Annotated in this window: 19 protein-coding genes; 7 read left to right on the top strand and 12 right to left on the bottom strand. The window is 45.4% G+C overall.

Annotated features, from left to right (window positions below):
- Positions 1-59: 59 nt before the first annotated feature.
- Positions 60-206 (top strand): Z-ring formation inhibitor MciZ, encoded by a 147-nt coding sequence (gene mciZ / locus J7E37_RS12580; RefSeq protein ID WP_215024236.1) that lies wholly within the window; start codon positions 60-62, stop codon positions 204-206.
- Between the two features lie 60 nt (positions 207-266).
- Complete coding sequence (locus tag J7E37_RS12575) at positions 267-1,178, top strand: aldo/keto reductase (protein ID WP_215024234.1); 912 nt, start codon at positions 267-269, stop codon at positions 1,176-1,178.
- Between the two features lie 88 nt (positions 1,179-1,266).
- On the opposite strand, the gene J7E37_RS12570 is transcribed toward J7E37_RS12575, so the two are convergent.
- From J7E37_RS12570 to J7E37_RS12545, 6 genes are all read right to left on the bottom strand, one after another.
- On the bottom strand, positions 1,267-2,001 hold the full coding sequence (locus J7E37_RS12570) for a hypothetical protein (RefSeq protein WP_214778530.1): 735 nt from the start codon (positions 1,999-2,001) through the stop codon (positions 1,267-1,269).
- 218 nt (positions 2,002-2,219) lie between these two features.
- Positions 2,220-2,747: a GrpB family protein gene (locus tag J7E37_RS12565; RefSeq protein ID WP_251009644.1), complete on the bottom strand. Its 528-nt coding sequence runs from the start codon at positions 2,745-2,747 to the stop codon at positions 2,220-2,222.
- Positions 2,744-2,992, bottom strand: a complete 249-nt coding sequence (locus J7E37_RS12560; protein ID WP_214778527.1) for a YqkE family protein — start codon at positions 2,990-2,992, stop codon at positions 2,744-2,746. The genes J7E37_RS12565 and J7E37_RS12560 overlap by 4 nt, the downstream gene beginning before the upstream one ends.
- Positions 2,993-3,233: 241 nt before the next feature.
- Entirely contained in the window at positions 3,234-3,902 is a 669-nt protein-coding gene (locus tag J7E37_RS12555; RefSeq protein ID WP_214778525.1) for a CoA transferase subunit B, read from the bottom strand.
- A gap of 29 nt (positions 3,903-3,931) precedes the next feature.
- Entirely contained in the window at positions 3,932-4,621 is a 690-nt protein-coding gene (locus J7E37_RS12550) for a CoA transferase subunit A (protein WP_214778523.1), read from the bottom strand.
- A gap of 92 nt (positions 4,622-4,713) precedes the next feature.
- Entirely contained in the window at positions 4,714-5,901 is a 1,188-nt protein-coding gene (locus J7E37_RS12545; protein WP_215024232.1) for an acetyl-CoA C-acetyltransferase, read from the bottom strand.
- A 150-nt stretch (positions 5,902-6,051) separates the two neighbouring features.
- On the opposite strand from J7E37_RS12545, the gene J7E37_RS12540 reads away from it, so the two are divergent.
- From J7E37_RS12540 to J7E37_RS12535, 3 genes are all read left to right on the top strand, one after another.
- Entirely contained in the window at positions 6,052-6,954 is a 903-nt protein-coding gene (locus J7E37_RS12540; RefSeq protein WP_214778519.1) for a hydroxymethylglutaryl-CoA lyase, read from the top strand.
- A gap of 72 nt (positions 6,955-7,026) precedes the next feature.
- On the top strand, positions 7,027-7,158 hold the full coding sequence (locus J7E37_RS22285; protein ID WP_285290328.1) for a hypothetical protein: 132 nt from the start codon (positions 7,027-7,029) through the stop codon (positions 7,156-7,158).
- A 94-nt stretch (positions 7,159-7,252) separates the two neighbouring features.
- Positions 7,253-8,191 (top strand): alpha/beta hydrolase, encoded by a 939-nt coding sequence (locus J7E37_RS12535; protein ID WP_214778518.1) that lies wholly within the window; start codon positions 7,253-7,255, stop codon positions 8,189-8,191.
- Positions 8,192-8,407: 216 nt separating this feature from the next.
- On the opposite strand, the gene J7E37_RS12530 is transcribed toward J7E37_RS12535, so the two are convergent.
- Both J7E37_RS12530 and J7E37_RS12525 read right to left on the bottom strand, forming a co-directional pair.
- Positions 8,408-8,953, bottom strand: coding sequence for a hypothetical protein (locus J7E37_RS12530; RefSeq protein ID WP_214778516.1), 546 nt, complete (start codon positions 8,951-8,953; stop codon positions 8,408-8,410).
- 86 nt (positions 8,954-9,039) lie between these two features.
- Entirely contained in the window at positions 9,040-9,369 is a 330-nt protein-coding gene (locus J7E37_RS12525) for an iron-sulfur cluster biosynthesis family protein (RefSeq protein WP_214778514.1), read from the bottom strand.
- 112 nt (positions 9,370-9,481) lie between these two features.
- Between J7E37_RS12525 and J7E37_RS12520 the strand changes: the two genes are divergently transcribed.
- Positions 9,482-9,730 (top strand): CDGSH iron-sulfur domain-containing protein, encoded by a 249-nt coding sequence (locus J7E37_RS12520; RefSeq protein WP_353050018.1) that lies wholly within the window; start codon positions 9,482-9,484, stop codon positions 9,728-9,730.
- A gap of 102 nt (positions 9,731-9,832) precedes the next feature.
- Here J7E37_RS12520 and J7E37_RS12515 read toward each other — a convergent pair whose 3' ends face one another.
- Together J7E37_RS12515 and J7E37_RS12510 are read right to left on the bottom strand one after the other, a co-directional pair.
- Positions 9,833-10,171: a YolD-like family protein gene (locus J7E37_RS12515; protein ID WP_215024228.1), complete on the bottom strand. Its 339-nt coding sequence runs from the start codon at positions 10,169-10,171 to the stop codon at positions 9,833-9,835.
- Positions 10,172-10,192: 21 nt separating this feature from the next.
- Entirely contained in the window at positions 10,193-11,452 is a 1,260-nt protein-coding gene (locus J7E37_RS12510; RefSeq protein ID WP_214778510.1) for a Y-family DNA polymerase, read from the bottom strand.
- A 228-nt stretch (positions 11,453-11,680) separates the two neighbouring features.
- Here J7E37_RS12510 and J7E37_RS12505 point away from each other — a divergent pair, with 228 nt between their 5' ends.
- The gene (locus J7E37_RS12505) at positions 11,681-11,872 is read left to right on the top strand and encodes a YqzH family protein (protein ID WP_214778507.1); all 192 of its coding nucleotides are present in this window, start codon (positions 11,681-11,683) and stop codon (positions 11,870-11,872) included.
- A gap of 45 nt (positions 11,873-11,917) precedes the next feature.
- Here the strand turns inward: J7E37_RS12505 and J7E37_RS12500 are convergent, their stop codons facing one another.
- On the bottom strand, positions 11,918-12,709 hold the full coding sequence (locus J7E37_RS12500; protein ID WP_214778505.1) for an SDR family NAD(P)-dependent oxidoreductase: 792 nt from the start codon (positions 12,707-12,709) through the stop codon (positions 11,918-11,920).
- A gap of 11 nt (positions 12,710-12,720) precedes the next feature.
- On the bottom strand, positions 12,721-13,686 hold the full coding sequence (locus tag J7E37_RS12495; protein WP_214778503.1) for an MBL fold metallo-hydrolase: 966 nt from the start codon (positions 13,684-13,686) through the stop codon (positions 12,721-12,723).
- Between the last annotated feature and the right edge of the window lie 100 nt (positions 13,687-13,786).

Below are 13,786 nucleotides of genomic sequence, written 5' to 3'. Positions count from 1 at the left end.
TCTAATCCGATATCAAATGCTCATACATTTTACCATACTTATCCGAAAGGAGTATGCCAATGAAAATTTACGTCCATGGCCAGGGAATCACTTTAGCCGGTAAAGTATGGGAAATCAAAACCACGTTAAAAGAGTATGGCAAAAAGCATGAACTTGTAAAAGATTGGGTTGAGACTATCAATCAGCCGGATCGCCGTCCAGAATAGTTGATTGCACTCCGTTCCTTTCGTTAAAATAAAACCAACATTGGATCGGAGTGATTTCTTATGAAGAGACGGAAACTGGGTACATCTAATTTGTTTGTCAGTGAAATAGGCCTTGGCTGTATGTCACTTGGAACGGATTACTCGAAAGCACAGGCGGTGATTGAAGCTGCATTGGAAGAAGGAATCAACTATTTTGATACCGCTGACTTGTATGATTTCGGGGAAAATGAAAAGGTTGTCGGACAAGCCTTGAAGAAAGCCAGGGAGCAGGTCATCATCGCTACGAAATCCGGCAATCGGTGGACCGACGCGAAAGACAGCTGGACCTGGGATCCATCGAAGGCATACGTTAAAGAAGCCGTGAAGAAGAGCTTGAAAAGACTAAATACCGATTATATTGACCTTTATCAGCTGCACGGAGGGACAATTGAAGACAATATTGACGAAACTATTGAGGCTTTTGAAGAATTGAAAGATGAAGGCTATATTAAGTATTACGGCATTTCGTCCATTAGGCCGAATGTCATTCGTGAATATGCTCAAAAATCAAACATTGTCTCTGTCATGATGCAATACAGCATACTTGACCGCCGCCCTGAAGAAGAAGCACTCCCGCTCCTTCATGGTCACAACATCAGTGTGGTAACGAGAGGCACGGTCGCTAAAGGCATGCTGAGTGACAGAATGCTCGAGAAGGCAGCTTCGAAAGGATATCTTGATTACAGCTATGAGGAATTGGAAGAAGTTCTTCCTTTACTGAAAGAGAAGCTCGCCTCATCCAAGTCCCTTACTGAAGTCGCCATTCAGTATAACTTAGCCAACCCTGCAGTGGCTTCCATTGTCGCAGGTGCAAGCACCCCGGAACAAATCAAGGAAAATGCCAGGGCTGCAGGTTCCCCTTCACTGTCTCCTCAAGAGATAAGTTTAATTAAGTCAATAACAAAGGCCAACAAATACGACCAGCACAGATAATATCTGGAAACCAAAAAAGGAACACTTTCGTTTTTTTATGCGAAAGTGTTCCTTTTTTCGTTTTGCAAGTCTCTTCCACTTTAAAACCTTATGCCAGCATCAGCAAGAGTGTATAGCCGGCCAATCCAGCGGCAAAGGCCCAGAAGTTGCTCTCCCTTTCCTCCGGGAGTTCTTCCTTCATTACATTTAAGATGACTCCGCCTGCAAGAAGGGCGAAAAGCAAGGCTATAATGTTTTCATTCACATTCCATGTGATGCCGATTGCCCAGCCTGCCAATATCGCGGCAGCAAGCAACCATCTCCCTACACGATCATACATTTCCTTATGCGCTTCCCTCAACGCATGGTCACTGGTGATGAAATGGACGGCAAGTGCAATAAAGTAAAAGACCAGTCCCATTACCCTTTCCTGTTCTCCATGAAGCAGTAAATATCCTATTAAACTGTTATAAAGGAAAAATGCAATGATATGGATCCAAAATACACCTTTCGAAGCCCGGTCCATATTGTTTTCCCTTTGCTGTTTTTTCTTTGAGGTCTTTACCATCCGTTCCAGCCCATAAAAAATGGCCAAACCAATCATAGCAACAATATATGTATGGTTTTCGAAGAACTTCAAGCCATCTGATTGAATACTCCTGTCAAGGACCTCGTTATGTTTATTCAACTCCGGTAGCAGGTGGATGAATACATAGGCTACAGAAATGCCTCCTGCAGCTGAAAGCAATCTGCTTCGAGGGACGTTGTCGAGGAAAGGTAAAAATCTAGAAAATAAATGGATGAATACGAATCCGGCTGCGAGTAAAAATGTTATAAGTAACAAGGCTTTGCTCCTTTGCTTTTTTTACCTTATTGCCCTTTCGCACAGGACGCAAAACGTTTGTTATTTAGACTCTTTTCGAAAACTTGCTATTTTCTCAACGAAAAGTATTACGAGTATAAATGTACTCTATGTCCAGGAGTTCCTCGAAAAGAGCCCAGATACTTTTATTTAGAGAGTTAGAAGCCCATGATCGACAGCAACAATCAATGCGGAAACCTTTATCTTGCTGGCCTCCATTGCATTGCTTTTTGCTCAAGCTCCTTCACTATCGGAGATTTTTCAGCTATGTAGGATTCGATATCATATTCATATTTTTGGGCAGCTATTTCTTTTACAGCAGCGTATTTGCTGGCCTGCAGAGGGTGAGCCCTTAAGTAATCACGGAAAACAAGATGCCTGTATAATTGATGGCTGCCTTTTTCAAACGAATGCAAATGAACTTTTCGAATCCCATTTTCATCATGTTTTTGAAAATAGCGCCTCCCTGGGATGCCATTTTCCCCCTTCGCCTTGTAGCCGGCAGCCTCTATGGCAGCTGTTGCCATTTCAACTTGTTCAAGGCTATCAGCTGCTAACATGATGTCTATGATCGGCTTGGCGCTAAGTCCGGGAACTGATGTACTGCCGATATGGTGTATTTCAATCTTTGCCGGTTCAAAGATGGATTCAAGAACCTGCTTCTCTTTTCCAAAAAGAGTTTTCCACTCAGGATTGTATGGAACTACTTCCACTCTTCTTCGGATCATTTGAACTTCTTCCAATCCATGTCGCTTTCAGTAAGCAATTCTTCGAAAGATTTATTCTTTTCCCTTAAACGCTTCTCTTCCTTCTTACGCTCTGATTCAGCGTGCTTTTTCTGTTCTTCCTCTTCCTTTAATTGCTGTTGCTGGGCTTTTAGCTTTTGCATGATATCCTGATTCAGGAGATCGCCCAGTGTTGCCGGCTTTTCCTCTTTCTTTACTTGCTGCTGGCGTTTTTGTTTCTTTTTCATAGTTGATCCCTCGGTTCTATGGTTTTTGGTAACTTTGTTTAATTTTCAGAGCCTTATTTTGGATTCTAAACGAGTCTGTTGATTTTCGTTCCGGGCGCTTCGCTTTCCGCGAGGAAGAATAATAAACTTAATACAAACGTTTTGATGAAATTATACCATCGGATGCTAACAATTAAAATTCTTCTGAGATTAATGCTGTTAAAGAAAAAGGAACGCCCTTTTATCAGGCGTTCCCGGTTTATCAATATGCGTCTAAGACAACTGAGTCGTCTACCTGTAATTCAGGTTCTGTTGATTTGAGGACATCGTCGACTGTGTAGCCGGATGCTACTTCAACAAGCTTCAGCCCGAAAGGCGTCACGTCAATGACCGCCATATCGGTGATGATCCGGTTGACCACACCTTTTCCTGTCAATGGCAGGCTGCACTCTTTAAGGATTTTCGCTTCACCGCTCTTGTTCACATGCTCCATAATGACGATGATTTTCTGGGCGCCGTGGACAAGGTCCATTGCACCGCCCATGCCTTTGATCATCTTTCCTGGAATCATCCAGTTAGCAAGATCGCCAGCTTCCGAGACTTCCATTCCGCCCAGGATGGCGATATTGATGTGTCCTCCGCGGATCATGGCAAAAGACTCAGCAGAATCAAAATACGCAGCACCTGGAATCGCCGTAACCGTTTCTTTGCCTGCGTTGATCAAATCTGGATCGACGCTGTCCTCGGCTGGATAAGGTCCAATCCCAAGCAAGCCGTTTTCAGACTGAAGGACAACCTGCTTGTCGTCAGAAATGAAGTTTGCCACGAGTGTCGGCATTCCGATTCCAAGGTTTACGTAAAAACCATTTTCGATTTCTTTTTCTGCCCGGCGCGCGATTTTCTCCCGGACATTCCCTTTGTTTTTAATCATATGCCTTCTCCTTTCATGTTCAGCCAGAGTTAACTTCTCACCGTCAGCCTTTCAATCCGCTTTTCCTGATTTCCCTCAATCAGTGTCTGGACATAGATGCTTGGTGTATGGATGCTGTTCGGGTCTAATTCTCCCACTTCATATAGATTTTCAACTTCGGCAATCGTGACCCTGCCGGCTGCTGCAATCATCGGATTGAAGTTCCTCGCCGTTTTATGATAGACGAGATTGCCCATCTTATCGCCCTTCCACGCTCTGACAATGCTGAAATCCGCTGTCAGCGACTCTTCAAGGAGATACTCTTTGCCATTGAACATGCGTGTTTCTTTGCCCTCAGCAATCGGCGTACCTACTCCTGCCGGTGTATAGAAAGCCGGAATGCCAGCACCGCCTGCCCTGATTTTTTCCGCCAGCGTACCTTGTGGAATCAATTCGACTTCGATCTCACCGGACAATACCTGTCTTTCGAACTCCTTGTTTTCCCCCACATAGGAACCTACCATTTTCTTTATCTGCTTATTTTTCAGCAGCAGGCCAAGTCCCCAATCGTCAACACCGCAGTTATTTGAAATGACGGTCAGGTCTCTTACTCCTTTTTCGACAAGCGCAAGGATTACGTTTTCAGGAATCCCGCAGAGGCCGAAGCCGCCAACCATCAGGGTTGCGCCATCATGGATATCCGCTACGGCATCTTGAAAGGATGTGCAAATTCTTTTCATCGTTATTCCCCCTTTAACTATGGATAGAACTGGCGCAGCCGCCATAATGACAGGCTGCCAGAGTTGCTTATCAGTATTAAAGATTAATAGTTTTATGCAAGTTCCACTACCGTGGCGACACCCTGCCCGCCTCCGATACAAAGTGTGGCAAGGCCTTTCTTCGCTTGTCTCCTCTGCATTTCATGGATCAGTGTAACAAGGATTCTCGCGCCGCTGGCTCCAATTGGATGGCCTAGCGCTATTGCTCCGCCATTTACATTCAGGATTTCCTTGTTGAATTTCAGCTCACGATCAACGGCGAGTGACTGTGCGGCAAACGCTTCATTCGCCTCGATCAGCTCCATATCTTCCATCCTCATGCCCGCTTTATTCAAAGCTTTCTTAACTGCGTCAACCGGTCCGATGCCCATGATACTCGGGTCAACACCAGCACTGGCGTTTGCCTTGATGACGACAAGCGGTTTCAGGCCAAGTTCCTCAGCCTTTGACCGGCTCATGACAACGAGAGCAGCTGCTCCGTCATTTATTCCTGAAGCGTTGCCTGCTGTTACGCTGCCATCCTTTTTGAATGCAGGACGCAGTCCGCCCAACTTTTCTGCGGTTGTGCCTTTTTTCGGGTATTCATCAGTATCAAAAACGACCGGTTCACCTTTTCGCTGCGGGATTTCAATCGGCACGATTTCATCCTTGAACTTGCCTTCTTCAATTGCTTTTACAGCCTTTTCCTGGCTGGATGCTGCAAATTCGTCCTGTTCTCCGCGGCCAATGTCATATTTCGAACAGAGGTTTTCTGCCGTCACACCCATATGATAATCATTGAACGCACACCACAGACCGTCTGAAATCATGCTGTCCACGAGCTTCTGATCACCCATCTTGAAGCCATCACGCGCGTTTTTCAATAAATATGGAGCCTGGCTCATATTCTCCATTCCGCCGGCAACAACAACCTCAGCATCTCCGGCAATGATCGCCTGTGCTGCCAGATGGACAGCCTTCAAGCCTGATCCACATACTTTATTGATGGTCATTGAGGAAGCGCTTTCAGGAATGCCCGCCTTAATCGCTGCCTGTCTTGCAGGGTTTTGCCCAACACCTGCCTGGAGAACGTTCCCCATGATAATTTCATCCACTTGATCAGGCTGGACACCTGCCTGCTTCAGGGCATCTTTAATTACTGCGGCACCTAAATCTGGTGCGGAAATATTTTTCAAGCTTCCATTAAAGCTGCCAATAGCCGTTCTTACTGCAGCTACGATTACTGCTTCAGTCTTGCTCAAACTTCTCACCCTTTCTCTAGTTCTCACCTTTTTATTACTTCTATTGCCTTTGATAAAATCCCTTTTATTTTATCAAAATTTTATTTATTCTTGCATTTTTAAAAATATTCTATTTACAATTAAGATATCTTAAGAGGAGGGGTATATCAAATGCTGCAGCTTCCCAAGAAGGTTGAAATAATTGAAGTTGGCCCGAGAGACGGGCTTCAAAATGAAAAGAGTTTTGTCCCTACAGAAGTGAAAAAAGAATTTATCCATTCATTGAAGGGTGCCGGAATCAAAGAAATGGAGCTTACTTCCTTCGTCTCCCCTAAATGGGTTCCGCAGATGGGAGATGCTGCCGAAATCGTTGCCGACTGTCTTGACAGCGACACGAGGAATATCGTCCTCGCTCCTAATAAAAAGGGGATTGAACGCGTCTATATGACGGGGTGCAAAGCGGTCGCTGTCTTCGTTGGTGTCAGCAATACTTTCAACCAGAAAAATATCAATAAAACGACTGCCGAAAGCCTTGCCGAGGTCCTTCCATTGATTGCTGAGCTTAAGTCGAAGGATTATTTTGTCCGTGCGTGCATCTCAACTGCTTTTTATTGCCCATATGAAGGCAAGGTTGACGAAGATGAAGTCCTTGCCCTATGCGGTGAATTCGTTGATGCCGGGGTCGATGAACTGAGTGTCGCCGATACCATTGGCATGGCTGCACCCCATGAGTCCTATTCCTTATTTTCGAAATTAAAGGATGCTTACCCGGATGTGATGCTGACTGCGCATTTCCATGATACAAGAAAGCTGGCCCTGTCGAATATTTTGGCCTCACTTCAGGCTGGTGTCACCCGCTTTGATACGTCAGCCGGCGGGCTTGGCGGCTGTCCATTCGCCCCTGGTGCTGCAGGCAACGCAGCTACTGAGGATGTCGTCTATATGCTTCACAGGATGGGAATCGACACCGGCGTCAACCTTGATATGATGCTCAAGGCCATTGAGGTGGTCAAGCCTCATCTCTCAAGGCAAATTGAAAGCACTTATTTCAAGCTGAATTCTGTTACAGTTTAACTTTTTGCATAAGCTCCTGAATATAAATCCATCTTATTAGATGAGGTAATTTTGAAGAAGGGAGCATGTTGCATGAGCCAAAAACGTGACAAAGGCTACAGCCAGCAAGGCAAGCCAAACGCAGATACAGTAAAACAGCAGATTGCCGCCGAGGATCTTGAAAAAGCGATCCACCCGACAAAGCGTCAAAACTCAGAGCAATAATTTATGGTGGACCGCCTATTCGGCGGTCTTTTTCATGTTTGTATTATCCAGACTAATGGTAAAATAAAGAAAACAGATTATCGGAGGGTTGAGCTTGAGAAGAGCGTTTCGCGTGCTATTTTCTTTTTTGTTTGTCCTGACCTCGCTCGGGGTTTTTATATCTAATAAAGTCATGTTCCTAAAAAGGAAAGATGACGAAGAAATTTTCAACCGAGAAGCGAAAGCCGGCCATCTGGTGCCTGATGAATATGATTCACTGCCAAAAACGGAAGTCATCATTCCTTCGTCCTTTGGCTACTCATTGAAGGCTGTCCTCGTTGAACCGCACGACACAAACCGTTACATCATCATTGCCCATGGAGTTACCCAGAGCAAGACCAATTCAGTAAAATATATGAACCTATTTTTGAATCGGGGCTTCAATGCCGTTATCTACGACCACCGCCGCCATGGGGAGTCCGGCGGGAAGACCACCAGCTATGGTTATTATGAGAAGTTTGACCTTAAATCGGTGGTAGACTGGTTAAGGGAGGAGAAGGGTCCCGATTTGCTTCTTGGCATCCACGGAGAGTCCATGGGAGCCGCTACCCTGCTCCTTTATGCAGGCATGATTAAGGATGGAGCGGACTTCTATGTGGCAGATTGCCCTTTCTCTGACTTCAGTGAACAGCTCGCTTACCGCATCAAGGAAGAGGTCAAGTTTTTGCCGCCAAAACTATTGCTGCCGGTTGCCAGCATGTTCGTCCGCATCCGTGATAAATATTCATTGAGCCAGGTATCTCCGATTGCGGTTATCGAAAATATTAAAAACCCCATCCTGTTCATCCATAGCCGCAAGGACGACTTCATCCTGCCATCGATGACCGAGGCCTTGTTTGAACAGAAACAAGGGCCAAAGAAGCTATTCATGGCCGAAAACGGGCTCCATGCTCAATCGTACAGCGAGAACCGGGAGCAATATGAGAAGGTGCTTGATGAATTTCTTGAGGAATATGTCTTTGCCGATCATGGAAGTACGGGCGCGGACCATTAATATAGGTTGAGCGAGGCTGCATCTTACGCTTTGGTTCGTTATCTGCTTGATTTATCTAATCCGCTTTTCTATCATACACATTTCTCTTGTTCCGGCTTCTGTTTGTCCGATAGAGCTCTTCTATCGGACATTTTTCTCTTTCCTCGTATAACAACGTTTGGCCGTTAGAGACTGAGCTCCAATAAAAAAAGATTGGCTCGCCCCTGAGCCAATCCTTTACTGTTTTTCTCCCTGGCGATCGATTTCTTTGCCAGCGGCGTCCAGTGCCCTGACTTCCTTGTAATCGCCAATTGCGTAATAATAGCGTTCGTTTTCCTTTTTAAAAATTTCTATTTTGGTAAACTTGCCATCCGGTCCTGCAGCTTCTATTGTTTTGATGTCCGGATTCAAGACTTTCCCAAAAATCACCGGAATCTTTGTATCCAATGTTCCGTCTTCATTAAAGGTTGTGAAAGTGTCGGCATACAGGAGCATGAAATCATTCTTATAATAAGTCCAGTGGTTATGCCCCGCATTTTCCCAGCCTTCTTTTTCGCTGCCTTTGATATAGGCGACTGCCAGCGCGTCGAATGTGCTTGAGCCTTCTTTTTGCTCTGTTGTGTAAAAGATGAGATATCCATCCTCCACCTTTTCCTTGTGGACGATTTGTTTGATGTTGAACGGAATATCGTTTTGGATTGCTTCTCCCGCGGTCTTATAAGCGCATGCCGATAGCACAAGCACGCATAAAATGGTTATGGCTGACCTCCACAATTTTCCCATCCTTCTCCCCCTGCCTTTGCGTCAAACTTCTATGTATTTTCACATTCTACTTTCTTATTTAACCTTTTTTCCAGTTTTTTGTAAACTCATAACCCTCTTTTGTCATAGAAGCTCATTCTTGGATTAAGATATTCATTCGGGCTCTTTAACTGGAAACATCCATTGCTACCTTTATAATCCAGCGTCATTTCCTCATCAAAAAACACCTCTTTGGCTTTTTCAATATAAATCGGAATTCCGCCCGTTTCTATTTGATGCTCTTCCACATTTTTTTCGCTTTCAAACCAGAGGGCCGCTACCCCATTTACTGCACAGCCGCAGCCATCTATATCGTATTTTAATTTTATATAGCCTTGCTTGCCTGACATTTTTTCGTTCAGTTTATTTGATGCAGCTTCGGTGATTTTCAGCTTCATGATCGCTCTCCCCTTCCGATGCTTCATTTTACCATACAGAGAAATTTTTTACGTTTCAGAACCCTTTGGCGAAATGTCTTGCAATTTTTCTGTTTAACTCTTACTATCAAAGATAATTCTGACAATTTGGAAAGGGGTGCTTTTTTTGTCAAAAGTAACGATTAAAGTGAATGATAATGGTTCATTAAGGATTACTGGTGATGTTGAATTGCTGGATGGTGCCGGCAATAAGTATGAGATAAAGCCTGTTTTCTCGCTTTGCCGCTGTGGCATGAGCAAGAACATGCCGTTCTGTGATGCTTCCCATAAAGGGAACTTCGAATCGGTTGTCCGTGCTCCGCAAGCTGATGAAACGGAATAACTATCGAGGGCAATGGGGAATCCATTGCTCTTTTTTTACGAGGATTTCTTCTAGTGAACCGCTCTTAAAAGATGATGGTCCCTTTGAGCTTCAAAATGACGACTACCATCCTTCCGCAAGCCTGACATCGGCAATGCTGGAAATCCCGATCCGGTGGATTTCCTCGAATCTGTCAACGATATGGAGCTTCTGCCCAAGCTCATTCCAATAATGGATTTTTCCAATCACCAATTCATATTTTCTTTGCCTGTAATAAGTGATGCTGAGCGGGCGGTTATACTCCATCGCTTCGAGGATTGTTTCATTCAATTGTTCAAGCTGCTGTTCATCCAGCTGCTTTTCTTTTTCATATTCGTCCTCCTGTGCCCAGTCACGCAGCATCTTGACATGCTCCGGAAGCATCATTGACGTCCATTTAATTCTACCTCGGTCACGGATCATCTTTCTCTCCTCCTCCTTTTATCAACCCTTATGCCCGCCAACCAGTGCGGCGCGATGCCTTGCTGTTCCGGCTGCCGTATACGATACTGCTCTTAAGAGCGCTGACGATCCGTAGCGGCTGCGAATCCGGTCCATTGCATAGCCAAGCTCTTTCTTTTTCCAGCCGTTTTTTTCAAACAAATTCAATTGGAATTCGCTGTCGGTGACGAGGTTCCCGAGCGAAATCGAGATGCTTCGCACCGTCTTTCCCGTGTAGTTCTCGGCAAAAAGCTCGAGGCAGACGCGATACAGATCCATCGTGATATTGGTCGGCTCTTCAATTGTCCTAGAGCGATGGAAGCCTCCGCCGAATTCATCCTGGCTGTAGCCAACTCCGAAGCTGATGGTCCGGCCTGCCTTCCCATGGCTTCTTGCCCTGCGTGCGACCTCCTCGCACATTTCGAGGATCACATGCTTGATTTCCTCTTCTTCTTTATAGTCGCGAAGCAGGATCTGGCTTTTTCCAAAGCTGACCTGCCCTTCCATGATTGGGGCGCCGATATCCGAAAAGTCGATGCCCCATGCATGCCAGTACAGCTGGTTGCCCATGATGCCGAATTTTTTCTCCAATTTCTCCAGGTCATAGCGGGCTAGCTGGCCGACTGTAAAAATGCCCATGCTGTTCAATGTTTTCTCGACGCGGCGGCCGATTCCCCACATTTCCCTTAGCGGTGAAACATTCCACAGCTTCGTCTGGACATCATCATAGGTCCATTCAGCAATGCCCTTCTTTTTTGCATCGAGGTCAAGGCAGAGCTTCGACATCAGCATGTTCGGCCCGATTCCAATTGCGCAGGGAAGCTGGAATTCGCGCTCAATATCGTCTTTGATTTTTTTTGCGATTGAAGCAGCGTCTCCCCAAAGCTTCGAAGCTCCGTCAACCTTTATAAAGCTTTCGTCGACGCTGTAGGTGTGAATCGCTTCCTTCGGGACATAGCGATTAAATACACGGGAGATTTCTGTGGAGATTCGCAGGTAGGTGGACATCTGCGGATCAACGACAACAATCCGGGGATCATCGGGAATTTCAAATTTCCGTGATCCAGTCTTGATGCCAAACTCCTTTTTCAAACGCGGCGAGGCTGCGAGGACGACGCTTCCCGGGCGGTCAAGATTCCCGACAACAGCCAGGTAGCAGTCAAGAGGGTCGAGGCCGAGCATCACGGCGGAACAGCTCGCATAGAAGCTCTTCATATCCACACATAAAATTTTGTTTTGCGGCATTTCGCTGTAATCGACCATCTTTCTTTCCTCCCTTCTGCATGATATCTGCCAACAACAAGAACATCTGTTCCGTTTCATTATACCCATTATATTAAGCGAATATGCGTTCGGTTTCAATGGTAATTTTCCGGGTGACTGACTTAATTAAGGTGGAAATGGTGAGTGATGCCAAGACTGGAGATTTTTACGGAAGAGTGTTTTCAGAGCGAGCTTCGGAGTATAATCAGGTGAAGAGGTGCTGTTTACATGGATAAAGAACTCATTCGCAAAATGGTCCAGAAATGCTTCGTACAGTACCGGCATGATGGTTCACTGCCGTTCGGCGAGGCGGAATTCAATGAAATATACATAAAGATTGTAGACCAGAAAAATGCAGAGCCCGATGCTGATTTGCATGACCTAGTCCATGACGCGGTTTATGAATTTTTGGCAACATAAGAGTAAAGGCTGCCCTGCAAAACAGGACAGCCTTTGATTGACCAACTATTTCTGATTGAAAACTCTTTTGCCAAAAAGTTCGAATGTGCGGGGAAACAGCGAGTAAACAATGCTGCCTGGACTCATCCAGCGTGGCAGGTTGATTTCGCGTGTTCTCGTCATCATGCGGTTGACCACTTGTTTCGCCACGTATTCAGGCTGCAGCATAAAACGTTTTACATTTTTTACGTAGGTTCCCTGTTTATCCGCGACGTCAAAAAAGTTCGTAGCAATTGGACCCGGATTAACTGAAGTGACAAAGATGTGGTCATCAGCAACCTCCATCCGCAGGCTGTTCGTATACCCAAGCACTGCATGCTTTGTTGCCGAATAAACACTTGATTTAGGTGTGGCAATTTTGCCAGCCTGGGAAGCAATATTGATAATATGGCCGCTTCTCCTCTGTTTCATTGCAGGCAGTACCATCGAGGTGCAGGCCATCAAGCCGACGACATTGACATCAAACATCGTTTTGATATCTTCAATTTTCGCTTCATGAGCATAATCAAAAATACCAAAGCCGGCATTGTTGACCAATATATCAACATATCGGATATCAGTAAGCACTTCGGAGAAAACCCGCTTGATGGCTTCAGGGTCAGACACATCCAGCTGCTGGGCATGGACATTGATCGCATACTTTGATTGTAATTCCTTTTTTAAACTCTCCAATTTATCGATACTCCGGGCCAGAAGGACGAGATTCGCTCCGCGCGCAGCGCAAAGCCTGGCAATCTCGGCACCAATCCCCCCGGAGGCACCGGTAATTATAATATTTTTCCCTTTTAAGGATGACATCGTCTTTCACCTCATTTTGCTGTATAAACGAAGGATGTACCTTCTTCCCTGACTGAAATGGCGTCTAGGAATTGTAAATAATCAAGCTGGCCGACTGTTTCCGAAATGGTCAGATTCAGTTCACGCTCATACACTGTCGGGAAGAGCAATTTGCAAATTCCAAAAACAGTGAGTTCCCTGCCTTCAAGCATTCCCCTTACCTGCAATGCCCTGTCATGCTGGCGGGCCAGTCTTTTTTCGATCAGGCTATGCAATTCTGTTATTTCCGTTCCATGTCCTGTATATACTAGCCCAATCGGGTACTCCTGCAGCTTTTTTAGTGTAGCATTATATTGGACCAGCGGCTTTGGCCTTTCACTTTCACCTGGCAGCGGCGGCTCAAGCAATGGATTCGGTGAGATCCCGGCAAGGACCGTATCCCCTGCGATCATTGTCCCATCTTTTTCACGCAAGAGCACAATATGGCTCTGGGCATGTCCCGGTGTCTCGATCACCCTCCATCCAGGCAGTGCCGGCGGAACGTCATTTTCCAGAACAGTTCCTGTCAATGAACGATTACAAGAAAATACTAATGTCTTTTTCATGACTTTCATCGAAGGCACAAAATATTGCTCTGGTATGGCTGATTGCAAAAAGAATTTCTCATAGAATTCTTTATGCTCCTTTTCAAATTCCGGAGTCCTGTTGATCCACCTTTCATTCAGGTGATGGCCATGTACGGCAAGACCTGGTGAAAAGTAATCCAGCATTCCCACATGATCTGGATGGTCATGAGTCAAGATAACCTGCTCGATATCCTCCGGCTTCAATCTTAAATCGGACAGCTGGGATTTGAACGACTCCCAGGAATCCTCTGTTTTCGTTCCCGCGTCCACAAGTGTCAACCGGTCCCCTTTTATTAAATATGCGTTCACATCACCGACCGGGAAAGGCGTCGGCAAAGTCAGTTTGGCAATTCCATCTTTCCATTCAGCCATATGATCCATACACCCCAAAACATTATTTTTCTATAAAGTAAACCGATTGATTATTATGGCAATCATTTAAATTCAATAGACTCGGTATTTTTCCAATATA

It is taken from the genome of Bacillus sp. ISL-39 (assembly GCF_018613295.1).
Lineage (GTDB): Bacteria > Bacillota > Bacilli > Bacillales > Cytobacillaceae > Mesobacillus.
The sequence above is the reverse complement of the archived record's forward strand: the minus strand, read 5'-3'. Positions and strand labels throughout refer to the sequence as shown.